Source organism: Lutibacter sp. HS1-25 (genome assembly GCF_004121075.1).
Lineage (GTDB): Bacteria > Bacteroidota > Bacteroidia > Flavobacteriales > Flavobacteriaceae > Lutibacter.
Genome location: NZ_RHLN01000036.1, coordinates 1 through 13,871 on the forward strand (window position 1 = coordinate 1; position 13,871 = coordinate 13,871).

The 13,871-nt window shown below is 28.9% G+C and carries 12 protein-coding genes and 1 pseudogene; 3 read left to right on the forward strand and 10 right to left on the reverse strand.

Annotated features, from left to right (window positions below; translation table 11 throughout):
• Together EC396_RS10980 and EC396_RS10985 are read left to right on the forward strand one after the other, a co-directional pair.
• Positions 1-210, forward strand: a pseudogene (locus tag EC396_RS10980) (IS110 family transposase); the annotation flags it as partial.
• A 444-nt stretch (positions 211-654) separates the two neighbouring features.
• Positions 655-1,632, forward strand: a complete 978-nt coding sequence (locus tag EC396_RS10985; RefSeq protein WP_129366718.1) for an IS110 family transposase — start codon at positions 655-657, stop codon at positions 1,630-1,632.
• A gap of 230 nt (positions 1,633-1,862) precedes the next feature.
• On the opposite strand, the gene EC396_RS10990 is transcribed toward EC396_RS10985, so the two are convergent.
• The 10 genes from EC396_RS10990 to EC396_RS11035 all read right to left on the reverse strand — a co-directional run bounded on the left by EC396_RS10990 (position 1,863) and on the right by EC396_RS11035 (position 12,099).
• A complete protein-coding gene (locus EC396_RS10990; protein WP_129366741.1) occupies positions 1,863-2,900 on the reverse strand; it encodes an N-acetylneuraminate synthase family protein in 1,038 nt (345 codons plus the stop codon).
• Positions 2,901-2,999: 99 nt separating this feature from the next.
• On the reverse strand, positions 3,000-3,902 hold the full coding sequence (locus tag EC396_RS10995; protein ID WP_129366742.1) for a glycosyltransferase family 2 protein: 903 nt from the start codon (positions 3,900-3,902) through the stop codon (positions 3,000-3,002).
• A 6-nt stretch (positions 3,903-3,908) separates the two neighbouring features.
• Positions 3,909-5,165, reverse strand: coding sequence for a UDP-glycosyltransferase (locus EC396_RS11000; protein ID WP_129366743.1), 1,257 nt, complete (start codon positions 5,163-5,165; stop codon positions 3,909-3,911).
• Positions 5,166-5,171: 6 nt separating this feature from the next.
• Positions 5,172-6,260 (reverse strand): non-hydrolyzing UDP-N-acetylglucosamine 2-epimerase, encoded by a 1,089-nt coding sequence (wecB, locus tag EC396_RS11005; protein ID WP_129366744.1) that lies wholly within the window; start codon positions 6,258-6,260, stop codon positions 5,172-5,174.
• Positions 6,257-7,183, reverse strand: coding sequence for a glycosyltransferase family 2 protein (locus tag EC396_RS11010; RefSeq protein WP_129366745.1), 927 nt, complete (start codon positions 7,181-7,183; stop codon positions 6,257-6,259). The genes wecB and EC396_RS11010 overlap by 4 nt, the downstream gene beginning before the upstream one ends.
• Complete coding sequence (locus tag EC396_RS11015; protein WP_129366746.1) at positions 7,180-8,013, reverse strand: glycosyltransferase; 834 nt, start codon at positions 8,011-8,013, stop codon at positions 7,180-7,182. Before EC396_RS11015 ends, EC396_RS11010 begins: the two co-directional genes overlap by 4 nt.
• On the reverse strand, positions 8,006-8,938 hold the full coding sequence (locus EC396_RS11020) for a glycosyltransferase (RefSeq protein ID WP_129366747.1): 933 nt from the start codon (positions 8,936-8,938) through the stop codon (positions 8,006-8,008). Before EC396_RS11020 ends, EC396_RS11015 begins: the two co-directional genes overlap by 8 nt.
• A gap of 21 nt (positions 8,939-8,959) precedes the next feature.
• Positions 8,960-10,129, reverse strand: coding sequence for a glycosyltransferase (locus tag EC396_RS11025; protein WP_129366748.1), 1,170 nt, complete (start codon positions 10,127-10,129; stop codon positions 8,960-8,962).
• A gap of 72 nt (positions 10,130-10,201) precedes the next feature.
• Positions 10,202-11,146 (reverse strand): glycosyltransferase family 2 protein, encoded by a 945-nt coding sequence (locus EC396_RS11030; RefSeq protein ID WP_129366749.1) that lies wholly within the window; start codon positions 11,144-11,146, stop codon positions 10,202-10,204.
• On the reverse strand, positions 11,143-12,099 hold the full coding sequence (locus EC396_RS11035) for a glycosyltransferase family 2 protein (RefSeq protein ID WP_129366750.1): 957 nt from the start codon (positions 12,097-12,099) through the stop codon (positions 11,143-11,145). Before EC396_RS11035 ends, EC396_RS11030 begins: the two co-directional genes overlap by 4 nt.
• Before the next feature lie 344 nt (positions 12,100-12,443).
• On the opposite strand from EC396_RS11035, the gene EC396_RS11040 reads away from it, so the two are divergent.
• Positions 12,444-12,827, forward strand: coding sequence for an HU family DNA-binding protein (locus EC396_RS11040; RefSeq protein WP_129366751.1), 384 nt, complete (start codon positions 12,444-12,446; stop codon positions 12,825-12,827).
• Positions 12,828-13,871: the final 1,044 nt, after the last annotated feature.

Consider the following 13,871-nt stretch of genomic DNA (forward strand, 5'->3'; position numbering starts at 1 on the left):
GCAGATAAACCAACCAAAGCTGTATTGCATTTAGGTGCTATGAGCGCCATTAGACTTAACAATGATTTAAGAGTTTATTACCTTAGAAAAGTAAATGAAGGCAAAAATAAAATGCTAGTATTGAATGCTGTAAGAAACAAAATTATTCATCGTATTTTTGCCGTTATCAAAAATCAAGAATTTTATAAAAATCCTTTGGTTTTGTCATAGAAATCAGTGTGACATCAAGGTTTTTAATCAGCTTTTTACTATTTTACAGCCCCACTTCGACAGGCTCAGTGTGACATTTAGGTTTTTAAACAGCATTTTTTATATTTAACCCACCTTGTCAGTCTGAGCTTGTCGAAGACCAGTCTGAGCTTGTCGAAGACCTACTACACTTTATATTTTCATTATCAAAATACAATTCAACAGACCCCCACTTCGACAGGCTCCTTTAGATTTGCATTAAGGAATTTTAATTAAATTTAGAAAGAGAAAAGAAGTAAAAGTAAACTATGACATGCGCTCTGAGATTTTATTCTCGTGTCCTGATTTAGACTTTTACTTCTCTGCTCATCAAATACTCAAATAGAAATTCGGGATTTAAAGCCCATTATTAAGGAGTTAAGTAACTGATGATTTCTCTATTCTGTTTCACTTAATAACAAATTTATGAAAAACTTTATTATTGGTATCGACATTAGCAGTAAAACATTAGATATCTGCGTTAAAGAAAGTCAAGAACTTTCCCATTTTGAAATTGAAAACTCACAAAAAGCTATTCTTAAATTCTTTCGTGTATATAAAGAAAATCAAGTTATAGTGGCTATGGAAAACACTGGGAGATATAACTGGAATTTATTTGAAGTTTTACCGAAATTTAATTTTAAAATATATGTATTGAACCCTTTGCATTTATCTAAAAGTTTAGGCTTAGTTAGGGGTAAAGATGATAAAACAGATGCGTATAGAATCTGTTTATTTACTGAAAAAAACAAAGAAGATTTAACGCTTTGGAAGCCCACGCCTAAAGCTATTAAAAAGCTAAAAATATTCATAACAGAACGTACTTCTAGAATAAAAATGAAAAGACGTCTATTAAAACAACAACACGATTATAAACTAATGAAAGATGTTGGCCTTGACAAAGAATTAGCCAAACTAAACAAACAATTTATAGACCAAATTGTCAAGCAAATAAAATTGATTGAACAAAAAATTCAGACTATAATAAATGAAGACTCTATCCTAAAACAACAAGCCAAATTAATTAGCAGTGTGCCAGGTGTAGGAAAGATATTAACTTGGACAATGATTGCTAAAACTGAGGGTTTTACTAAAATAACAGATCCAAGAAAGATGGCCTGCTATACTGGAGTGGTTCCTTTTGAATATCAATCAGGAACTTCGGTTTATAGAAAGCCTAGGGTGTCAATGTTTGCAGATAAACCAACCAAAGCTGTATTGCATTTAGGTGCTATGAGCGCCATTAGACTTAACAATGATTTAAGAGTTTATTACCTTAGAAAAGTAAATGAAGGCAAAAATAAAATGCTAGTATTGAATGCTGTAAGAAACAAAATTATTCATCGTATTTTTGCCGTTATCAAAAATCAAGAATTTTATAAAAATCCTTTGGTTTTGTCATAGAAATCAGTGTGACATTAAGGTTTTTAATCAGCTTTTTTCTATTTAAACCACCTGTCAGTCTAAGCTTGTCGAAGACTTGTATATTTCCTTTTCACTGTCAGTATGAGCTTGTCGAAGACCTACTACACTTTATATTTTCATTATCAAAGCTCACCTAGACAGACCCCACTTCGAAAAGCTCAGTGTGACATTAAGGTTTTTAATCAGCTTTTTTCTATTTAAACCACCTGTCAGTCTAAGCCTGTCGAAGACCAGTCTGAGCCTGTCGAAGACACATCATCTTCATTTAAAAAATCCCATTGCTTTAAATTGTTACACAATTTTTTACCAATAACACTTTCAAATTTAGCAGCATCTATACCATAACCTTTGGGTTTTTTAGTTTCTAAATCATCAAAAGTAAGTATATGCCCTGCTTTTAAATCTTTATTCACTGCCAAGGATTTTTCAAAAATTTGTTTGAGGGCTGAAAACGATGCATTGTCATTTTTATTTATTGGATTGTTTTGAGCTGTATTTATTGCGCTAACTGCCTTTACCAACTGAACTATTTCAGGCATAGTTAATGAAGATTTTGCATCTGGACCCAATGAATTTTTATCAAACACCGCGTGAAATTCAATAATTTCAGCACACAAAGCAACTGCTGCAATACACGCTTCAATAGTTGATGAATGATCTGAAAAACCTATAGGAACTGAATATCTTTCTTTTAACTCTGCTATCACATTTAACCCCCATTGCTCAGGCAGTGTAGGATATGAAGTAGTACATTGCAAAATAGAAAACTCAACTTGTCGTTTTTTTAAAAACTGAACAGTACTATCCAATTCAGCAAAGGAACTCATCCCCGAAGAAATAATCAGAGGCTTCTTAGTTTGTGCCAATTTTTCAAGTAATACAAAATTAGAAACTTCACCAGACCCTACTTTGTAACGCTTTACGCCAATATCTTCTAATAAATCAACGGCAGCATTGCTAAATGGCGAACTCATAAATTCCAATCCAACTTCATCACAATGTTGTTTTAACGCTTTCCATTGAGCTCTTGAAAACTCCATACGCTTCCAATAATCAAAACGTGTTTTATCACTACCAGGCATTTTAACTCTAAAAGGCTCGTAAACACTACTTTCAGCAGCAGCTATATGTGTTTGAAACTTGATAGCATCAACTCCTGTAGTTGCTAAAGCATCAATATATTGATGCGCAATCCCTATATCACCTTCATGTGCTTGTGCTATTTCTGCAATAATGAATGTTTTCATTTTAATTTTCAACGAATTATTTTAATTAAACTATAATTTCAAATCAAATTCCACTAAAGCCTAAGTTTTTCAAACTACTATTTAAATTTTAACTCATTTCTATTTTGGAATCCAATACAATTTTGAATTAGTTAATTTTTGATATTGTTCAAATTCATAACTTGACAATCGATTCGAATTTTTTAACAACCTTGGTAAATTCAAAAAAACATCGAACAATGCCAAAAAAATTGCTACTAATGCTTTCATATCTCCCTTAAAAACTTTTAACTTTAGTTGCATCCATAAGGTATATGAAAATTTTCGAGGTATTAATTTTAAAGGATAAAATAACAGATACAAATACCAACCTGATCTTAAAGATCTACGTAAACGTAATTTATAATCACTTTCCATTTTCCTAGATTTCACATCAACTCTGTGATGAACTAAAATATCAGGGACATAATGAATCTCTAAACCTTTCTTATATAAATGAAAAGCCGCAAAATCTTCTTCTCCATAAAACATAAACCAATCTAAAAAATTTGGTATCATTCTCCAATAAGACATTCTCCAAGCACAAGCACCTGCTCCAAAACTTTTTACTCTCTCATTATCTTCATTACAAATCATAGTAATTGGTTGTTTTTTACTCCAAAAAATTCGGAATGCAATTACTGAGCATTTTGGGTTTTTATCAAAATAATTCTCTATCAACCCTAATGAATTACATGTCAGCAAACTAACATCATCATCTAAACAAAGTGCATAGGGAGTTTTAACTTTTGAAAACATTAAATTTCTAGTAAAATGAATTCCTCTAGATTTTCTATTCTTTAAAACAAGAATCATCGGATAGTTTTCTCTTAAATACTCTATTATACTATCATCTGTCGAACCATCATCACAAATAATACAGTCTACCTTTTTAGCAAGAATAATTTCTTTTAAACTTTCTAATGTAATTTTAAGTTCATCCAATTTATTCTTAGTAGCTATTGTTAAAGTAATATTATTCATTTTAACTTAATTATTATTTTTGATTGATTCTAAAACACTTTTTAAATAGTTTTCTGATATATAATTATTCAAGTCTCTCCTATTTAGTTTTAATGAATTAGGATTCACTAACCAATTATTATATAACTTTTCAATAAGAATTGAAATTTTTATTGAATCATCAACTTCAGAAGTATAAAAATAATCATCTCCTAGCAATCTCCTTGTTTCACTGTAAAATGGTGCTAACAATAAAATAGGTTTGTTTGCCTCTATACAATGTGGGAATTTACCCGGTAAAAAAGGACTGATTTCAGACTTTGATTCTAAAATTACATTTACAGAAACAGTTTGTTGCAATTTGTAAACTATATTAAACTTTTCATTTTTATTATTAAAATACAATTGTGGGAGTTCTTTTGCATAGATATCCAATAATTGTTTATGATAACTTGCATTACCCAACAATATCAGTTGGACTTTATCTTTTGCTTCAATGTTCTTTTTTAAAAACAATTTAAATCCCTTTATCAATCCCTCTGGTGATCGAGGTTTTATTAATGCCCCAGCGTGAAGAATCGTGAATTTACTTTGATTAAAATATTCAGGCAATTCACTTTCTGTAAAACCAACCTCCGAATTTTGATGAGGAATAACTACCCCTGTTTTTAAAAAGTTGGGAAAATAGCTACCCATCCACTCCCTTAATAATTCACTCGGAAAAGCACTATAAGCTGCTTTTTCTGAAACCGCTCTAAAAAAACGTTCCTTTTGCTGGTAACCCGATTCTACCCAATTATAAGGACGTGGATAATAATGATAGGGATAGGGATCGTGCACATAAGCCATCCATTTAGCATGTAATGCTGGAATTTGCAACACCGCATAATGTGATCTAAAACTAGCCCCCTTACTTAATGTTAATACCAAATCTGGCTGAAAATCCATTTCTTTTAAAATGGCTTTTTTAATACTATTGGTATCATTAAAAAAAGTAAACGAAAAACCGAGTAATCGTTCAATAAATGGATTGAAATTTATTTTTGTGAATCGTGTAAACACACGCTGACTTCGACTTAGCAAATAGGTTAAATTGTATTTTTTTTCAGGTATCGAAATACAGTCTATACCGTTCAATTTAATTATCTTTTGAGTAAAGTGCAATACTTTTAACTGATACCCTAAAGAATTTAAATTGTTAATTAAAGCTACTCTACCTTTTGAGGCACTGCTATCATTTACATCAATTGAGTCGGAAATAATTAAAATCCTTTCTATTTTCATAAACTATCAACCTAATTTTAATAGGATTTCAACTATTCTCTGAGCCGTATTCCCATCCCATTTTTCTGGAATCCCTCCTTTTTTCCAAGTACTATTCAATATTTTAGTTAGAGCTAGTTTTAATTGTTCTGGATTAGTTCCAATTAACTCATTTGTTCCAATATCAACAGTTTCAGGTCTTTCAGTATTATCCCGTAAAGTTAGACAAGGAACCCCCATCAAAGTTGTTTCTTCCGTTATACCACCCGAGTCAGTTATTACTGCTTTAGAATTCATTGTAAGATAATTAAACTCTAGATACCCCATTGGTTCGGTTAGAAACAATCGTTTGTTTGAAAAACCTATTTTATTTAATGTATTCTTTGTTCTGGGGTGTACAGGGAAAATTACAGGATAATCAGATGTGTTTTTTAATATTTCTACCAAATAATTATTTAAACTATTTTCATTATCTACATTTGAAGGCCTATGCAAAGTCAATAAAAAATAATTTTGATTTTCTAGATTTAATTTATCCCAAAATATAGGTTTTCGAAAAGATGATTTAAACTTCATTAAGGTATCTATCATCGTATTTCCAACAAAGAAAATAGCATTTTCATTTACGCCTGCCTTCTTTAAATTTTCACCTGCCAATTTAGTTGTTGTAAAAAAATAATTAGTGATACTATCTGTTACTATTCTATTAATCTCTTCAGGCATAGTCATATCTCCAGAACGAATTCCTCCTTCAACATGGGCAACTTTTACTCCCATTTTCCTTGCTACAATTGCACAGGCCATGGTGGAATTTACATCACCAACTACAACACACAAATCAGTACTTTTATTTAGCAACACTTTTTCATAGCCTCTCATAATTGCTCCCGCTTGCTCAGCCTGCGTACCTCCACCCGCTCCAAGGTTTATATGTGGCTCTGGAATATTTAGTTGTTCAAAAAAACGAATACTCATATTTTTATCGTAATGTTGTCCTGTATGAATTAACCTGTAATCTATATCAAAACCATTATTCTTAGACTGTTCTATGGCATCAATAAGAGGTGCTATTTTTATAAAATTTGGACGAGCTCCTGCTATTAAATCTATATTCATTTCTTTAATCTTTTTTCAATTTTCTTATAATGCAACCATATAGGGTACCTATAAAATTTAAAAGTCAAAAATACGCTATTTATAAAGGGAATTTTTGAAATATCTAAAATATCTTTTAACAATTGTGTATCGCGAAAAGTAATTGCAAAACCTGCTAAATAATTTAATATATTTTTATTTAAAAGATTTTTTGCCTGTAAATTTTGAGTCACTAATTTTATTGCTTCTTTTTTTGAAGTTATTCTAGTAAGGTTACCCGAAAAATATTCACCTGTATTGGAATTTGCATGTTTCCTTCCATAAAAAAGACATTTTTCAATGGTTATTCCTTTAATGTTGTTGGATAGCAACCTTGAATACAACTCCCATTCCTCGGCATACATTAAATGTTCTTGAAACCTATCCTTTAAAAACACTTCCTTTCTCCACATAATAGCACAAGAATTGAAAGTAAGTTCATTTTTCAAAACCTTTTCTATATCGTTTATACCTATAATATATGATGTGTATACTTTACTCAAATTAAAATCTATATCAAATTTATCAAAAAAAACATCTCTTAAATATCTACAAAATTGATATCGATTGTTTTTTAATTCATTTACGCACAATTCTAAGTTTTGGGGATGTACAATATCATCATCATCAAAAAATATGATATAATCTCCTTTTGCCAAGTCCAAGCCATAATTACGACTTCCTGGCAAGCCTTTTTTATAGGCATTTGATCTTTGTAAATATTGAAATCGGTTGTCATTATCTAAAATTGGTTTTATAACTTCTTTTGTATTGTCAGTACCTCCATCATCAATTATTAAACATTCCCAATTGGTATGCGTTTGTTTTTGAATAGACTCCAAGGTTTCTAAAATAAAGTGTGCTCTATTGTAGGTTGCCATGATGATTGAAACTTTATGAATCATTTCATTAAAGCTTTAATAAAACGAAAAGGCCTTAACAATGCTTTTCCAATTTTAAATTCAATTCTTTGTGTGTTTTTAATTTTTTCTATTTCTTCTCGCTTTATACTATTTAAAAAATGAGATATCAACTGTTCATAATTTTGAATATAAAGTTCTTTGTGCTTTGTATATATATAATTTAACAATTCATATTTATTTTTATTTGCCCTAGCTGTAGTTGAATTGGCTCTACGTCTATAATTAAAAAGAGTATTCGGAATCACTTTTGCATAACCTCCTTGTTGTAAAATTCGAATATAAAATTCCCAATCTTCAAAGCCTTTCCTCATAGTTTCATCATAACCTCCACAACTTTCCCAATCTTCTTTTTTAAATAATGAACTTCCTAATGCACAGTTATTAAATATAAACGATTGTACCTCCCCTCCATTAGGAATATATAATTCTGTCATTCCTTCATCATATAAAATAGTTGTATTACAAGTAACAATTTTTATTTGCATATTATTATTTATAAGTTTTATTGCCTCATCACAAAAGGTTGGTTCAAAAAAGTCATCGCTATCTAAGGTAACAATATAGTTTCCTTTTGCTTCTTTAATCCCCACGTTTCTAGCTGTACTTTGACCTTTGTTCTCTTGTGTTATTAACTTTGTTATTTTGGGCTCAATACTTTTTAAAATTGCTTTTGTCTCTGTATTCGATCCATCATCAACAACAATCACTTCAATTGGTGAATAAGTTTGATTCAAGGCCGAATTTACAGCCTGATCAATATATTGAGCATCATTATAGCAAGGAATGACAAAAGAGATTAAACCTTTATTCATACTTTTTGATTGTAAACTTTAATACATCTTTGGTAATATATGCCATCCTTTCAAAATAACCATGTTTAATGCAGCTAAATAAATAACTGAAATACAATTTTAAAAATTCTAATCTATTTTTATCTTTTAAACTATGTACTATTAATTCTTTAATTGCACGATTATATTTTAAAAAATAATTATATGCAATATTATTTTTTTTAACTCTTTTATAAAATTTAAAGAGATAATAAAAAACAACTTTTCTCTGATAGTTCTTATTTACTTCTGTAAGTGTACCGCTTATATTATTTTGATGTAATCTATAACCTGCAGGAGTAATATTTTTCATAAACTTTGCCTTTCCAAACTCACCTAACAAACTAATTAAAAACACATCCCAATTCGTTACTTTATAAGCCTCATGTGGTATATTAGTTATTACATTTCTAAAACACATAGTTACGGGCATTAAAAACGCACCACACACTAATTCATTACTTTCATAATCTCTTTTAACTTCTTCTAAAATGTAATTTCGATTTATTTTTTTACTATTTTCATCAAATAAAGTTACATCATGAAAACTTACTACGTAATCTTTATTTTTCTCTAAAAAATCTAACTGTTTTTGTAATTTATACTTATCTCGCCAAAAATCATCACTATCACAAAGTGCTATATAATCGCCTTTACACATTTTTAATGTTTCAAAAAAATTAGGAGTCATCCCTAAGTTATCTTCTCTTTGAATAAGGTTTATTAGATAGCCTTTGGGATGGCTTTTTATTACATTTTTTATAATATTCTTTGAATTATCCGTTGAGCAATCATCAGCTATTAATAATTCAAAATCATAATCACATTCTTGCATTAAAACGCTTTCAATGGCTTCTTTAATAAACTCCTCCTGATTATAATTAATCATACAAACCGTAACTTTCATGAAAATGTCTTAATTAAATTTTTAATTTAATATATTATTATAAATACTTACGATTCTATCATTAAAAGACTTTTCTCCAAACTTACTCAATAATTCTTCAGAAATTTTGTTGTCATCGATTTCTATTTCTTTATTAATTAACTTCATAATATAATTTGCCATATTTTCGTACTCCTTTATTTTAACAATTAAACCGTTATTGCTATTAATAACTTCATCAACGCCTCCACAATTTGTTGAACAAACTGGAATACCACAGGCTAAAGCTTCCAAAACAGAAACAGGCATTCCTTCACTTAAACTACTGAATAAAAAAAGATCTGCTTGCTTCAATTTAATTGAAACTTGTTCTCTATTTAATTTAGGTTCTAACTCTACAATTATATTTTTAAAATTATATGTGTTAATTAATTCTTCAACTTCATTTTTTTTATCTATTCCCCATCCAGAGAAGCCTATCCAAGTGAATACTATTTGATCTGAAATCTTTTCATCTACTAATTTTAATGCATTTAAAATAAATTTTTGATTTTTTATTGGATGATATGCACCTATGGTAATTAATTTAAACACCTCCCCCTTCATTTCCTTTCCATTTGTATTAAAAAGTGTTGAATTAACTGAATTTCCCACATTATAAAAATTATAAAAAAATCCATTCGCTATAAATTGTCTAGTTTTATCATCACTTACAACCAATATTTCTTTGCTTTTTTCCAAAACCTTATGTACTAATTGTTGTTCTTCTATACTTTTATGTCTTAAACTAAACTGATTATGCTCTGTAAGTACATAAGGTATATTAAATTTATTGTAAATAAAAAAAGCCTCAATACCTGCATTAAAAACACATTGCGCATGAATTAAATCTATATTATTATAAAGCTCATTAAAAGAACGTATTACAAAATTATTATATATTTCTAGATTTCTAGATTTTGAAAATTTTTCGACGTATGGATATTGGAAAGTAACTAGCTCAATATTATTAGGCGTAAATTCTTTTGAATATACTATATTATTATTTCCAAAATAGTGCTTTTTTCTACCAATAACATTCCTCTTAAATACACATAACCTAACGTTGAAATCATCTTTTAAAAGCCCAGCTTGTTCCCAAAAAAAAGTTCCGATACCTTTTTCTACATTTATAGACCAGCATATAAATAAAATGTTTTTTTTAACTTTCATTGTTTTAGTAAAATCTAATTCTTAAAATTAATTAGGTTATTTATTTCAAATTTATTTTTAGCCATAAGCATACTATCCTTTAAAAAAAATATAACCTTTATTAAACATTGAATAACTAGTAAATCCAAAAATAGCCTTAAATATACCACTAAAATCATGAGACATTAATTGAAATACTAAAAGCGTTATATATATATAATACTTTTTATCATTTTTTGAAAGGAGTGCTCTTAACAAATAATTTTTACTTCTAACACATACAAACTTGTAGTAGTTCTTTAAATTAATATTTCTTTTAAATAGTAATAATTTTAAATGCTTTAGCCTTGCTTTACATTCAGATACTATTTCATCAAAGTTTTCTTTTTTTAATTGCTTTGTTAAAGAATCATTATGTATTCTATACTTAATTAGACTATTATTTAGTAGTTTTATTTTAGGATTGGCATATAGCATTCGTAAATTAAAATCCCAATCATCTAAATTTGATATAGCTTCATCAAATAAATAATTTTGTTTTTCCAGAAAACTTCTTTTCCAAATTGGCCCTGAAACAAAATAAGTTACATCTCCTATCAAATAATCTTCTATTGGCTTATCTGATATTATATTAGTTTCATCAATTATTATAGCATCTTCAAAATTATAATACTGTAATTTACAAATGACTACATCGGTATTAATTTCAAATAATTCAATTCTATCTTTTAGTGCACTTGGATACATCAAATCGTCATCATCAAACCAAGTTACAAATTTACCTTTAGACATCTTATATCCATAATTTCTACAAGAGGATGGCCCTTTTAATCCAATCATTGGCCTTTTATAATATTGAAAACGCACATCTTTCTTGCAATAATCTTCTAACAGCTCCGCTGTAGCATCTGTACTACCATCATCTATCACAATACATTCCCAGTTAGTATAGGTTTGTGCCGATACAGTATCTAAAGTTTCTCCTATTAAATGAGCTCTATTGTAGGTTGGTATTATGATGGAAATTAATGGATTCATTTTATAAATTTTACTCTTTTAATAAAATAATATCCTTTATTAAATATACTATAGGAAATAAAACCTAAGAATGCATTTAACTTTGTCATCAATTTAAACTCGTTTTCAACTAATATAAATTTTTTTAAAGAAAACCAAGCTGCAAACCATTGCCGGTTTATAACAAATAATTTAAAATTAGATAATAAATAATTTTGAAGATACAATTTTGTAATATTATCCTTCTTAATTATCGAATTTTTATAAATTTTATTTCTTGCCAAAAAATAAAACCATTGTCGGTTATTATCATTGTCATTATAGGTAATACTTTGATTGTGTTTTCTTAAAAAAACCAAAATATTGTTGATGGTATGATATTCTGGAAAAACACTAAGAACTCTGCAATGAAACTCCCATTCTTGTGCTGCTTGTAACTCTTCATCGAATAAAAAAGATAAACTATTTAAAAAATTTCTTTTCCACATTGGGGCTTGTGTTAACCAAGCTATTTTTTGAGTCATATAATCATAAAAAATAGTTTCTGAAATAATATTTTCACTTCTAAGCCCTTCAATATTATGTATATCATCCTTAAAAAAAACACTTTGACAAACGGAAAAATTAAAATTTGAACTTTCTAAAGCATCAATTTGAATTAAAAGTTTATCACAATGCATCAAATCATCACTATCAAACCAATTGATATATTCGCCTTTACTTAACTCAAAGCCATAATTACGGCAGGCATTCGCTCCTTTTGGTCTCTCTTTAGGACGATGATGGTATTGAAAGCGTGTATCTTTTTTACAATAATCGTTTAACAATTGTTCCGTATTGTCTGTACTTCCATCATCAACTACAATACACTCCCAATTGGTATAGGTTTGTGCAATAATGCTATCCAATGTTTCACCTATTAAATGTGCACGGTTATAGGTGGGAATGATAATGGATACTAAAGGAGTGTTCATTGGTTGTTGGTTGTTGGTTTGATGAAATCAAAAATATTTTTTTATCAATCAACAAATGTTTAAAAAATTACGTTTGTAAAAATAGCAATTAAAAATTGCCACAAAAAATTTTATGGTTTTGTTTTAAAAAAAGTATCAGCATAATTTTTTGAATAAAAAAAATTAAAAATTGTTCTTGTTTAAAGAATTAATAATTAATTGACACATTTTTAATTAAAAAAAATTGAATAACTTTTCAACATCAAAATGTTAATTATTAATTGGTTAAAAAGATAAATTGGTTTTATTTTCTAATTAATTTTACATCAATGCTTCAACTAAGAAGCAGGTTAATTTTTTTAATTATGATAGAAGTAAAATCTATTTCTAGAAAAAATCCGCAAGATGATACTGCGGTACCAAAGTTTTATGCCCATGCCATTTCTACAGGCAAAGTAGATTTTGAGCGATTGGCATATTTAGTGTCTAACCAATGTACTGTACGTGTACCAGATTGTTTGGCTGTACTTCGTGCATTGGAAATGAACATGATTGATGAACTGGAACAAGGTAAAATTGTACAGTTTGGTGAATTGGGTAATTTTCAAATTGGTGTCCGTTCTGAAGGGAAAGCCCTTACAGAGGAAGTAAACAGTAATTGTATTACTTCGGCACATTTGAATTTTAGACCAGCAAAACGTTTACGCAAAATGCTTAAAACGTTGGAATTTAAATTACAAGCGAGCTAGCACCCTGTAGTTAATTTGATTTGATGAAAACCTCGATCGTTCTAGCGACCGAGGTTTTTTTATGCTTTTTTTTAAAAAAATTGATATAGTAGTTTGCTAAAACTGCTAAGCAATTTCACAAAATAGCTAAGAAGTTTGCTTAAATTGATAAGCAGTTTTTCACAATAGCTAAGCAAATTTAAAAAAACATAATAATTTCAAAAATAATACAACATACTTATGTAATAAGTTATAGAATACGCTCAAAAAATATGATTTTTTTTAGTGCAAAACGACACTAAAGGGCAGAAAAAAACTCAATAATTTTATGGCTAGCACCCTGTAGTTATTGAGTTATAATTTGATAAAAACCTCGATCAGTTCTAGCTAATCGCTTTATTTATTTGATAAAAGTAGAACATCATTTAAAATATTTCAACTTTTTTTGATTTTTTTTTAGTTTTGTTTTTAAACAAATACGTAAAATTGTTAATAAAAAACCTGCTAGTTGTAGTGTTTTGGGGCTTTTTAGTTCATTTTGTTTTTACGTACTTTTACTACGAAAATGGATGAAAAAGTACTTCAAGACCTACTTAACGTAGGCAGGTACAATTTTGTTTCACTGCGTTACACAAAATCACTCGAAGTGACGAACAACACACACCGTCAGTTCGAGTACCGAAGTGCAACGGAGGTGTATCGAGAACCACTATCAAATGCTTCTCGATACTGTTTTGCTATTTTATTCTTCCTTTATTCTATAACCATCCTTGCAAAACAACTCGAAGTGACGAAAATGAAAACTGTATCAAAGCCTGTCCTGAGTTTATCGAAGGATCAGTTCGAGTGATTTTAAAGTAATTACAAATTCAATTTATAACTATAAACATACTACTTTAAAATTGTATCAAAGCCTGTCCTGAGTTTATCGAAGGATCAGTTCGAGTGATTTTAAAGTAATTACAAATTCAATTTATAACTATAAACATACTACTTTAAAATTGTATCGAGAACTAGAACTTCTTCTTTGCCAAATTAACCAAACCTTCAAAATCTTCATTTGAG

Coding starts and splice junctions, on each gene's coding strand:
- EC396_RS10985 (WP_129366718.1), top strand. CDS start 655: ATGAAAAACTTTATTATTGGTATCGACATTAGCAGTAAAACATTAGAT.
- EC396_RS11030 (WP_129366749.1), bottom strand. CDS start 11,146: ATGAATCCATTAATTTCCATCATAATACCAACCTACAATAGAGCTCAT.
- EC396_RS10990 (WP_129366741.1), bottom strand. CDS start 2,900: ATGAAAACATTCATTATTGCAGAAATAGCACAAGCACATGAAGGTGAT.
- EC396_RS11015 (WP_129366746.1), bottom strand. CDS start 8,013: ATGAATAAAGGTTTAATCTCTTTTGTCATTCCTTGCTATAATGATGCT.
- EC396_RS11040 (WP_129366751.1), top strand. CDS start 12,444: ATGATAGAAGTAAAATCTATTTCTAGAAAAAATCCGCAAGATGATACT.
- EC396_RS11020 (WP_129366747.1), bottom strand. CDS start 8,938: ATGAAAGTTACGGTTTGTATGATTAATTATAATCAGGAGGAGTTTATT.
- EC396_RS10995 (WP_129366742.1), bottom strand. CDS start 3,902: ATGAATAATATTACTTTAACAATAGCTACTAAGAATAAATTGGATGAA.
- EC396_RS11000 (WP_129366743.1), bottom strand. CDS start 5,165: ATGAAAATAGAAAGGATTTTAATTATTTCCGACTCAATTGATGTAAAT.
- EC396_RS11025 (WP_129366748.1), bottom strand. CDS start 10,129: ATGAAAGTTAAAAAAAACATTTTATTTATATGCTGGTCTATAAATGTA.
- EC396_RS11035 (WP_129366750.1), bottom strand. CDS start 12,099: ATGAACACTCCTTTAGTATCCATTATCATTCCCACCTATAACCGTGCA.
- EC396_RS11010 (WP_129366745.1), bottom strand. CDS start 7,183: ATGATTCATAAAGTTTCAATCATCATGGCAACCTACAATAGAGCACAC.
- wecB (WP_129366744.1), bottom strand. CDS start 6,260: ATGAATATAGATTTAATAGCAGGAGCTCGTCCAAATTTTATAAAAATA.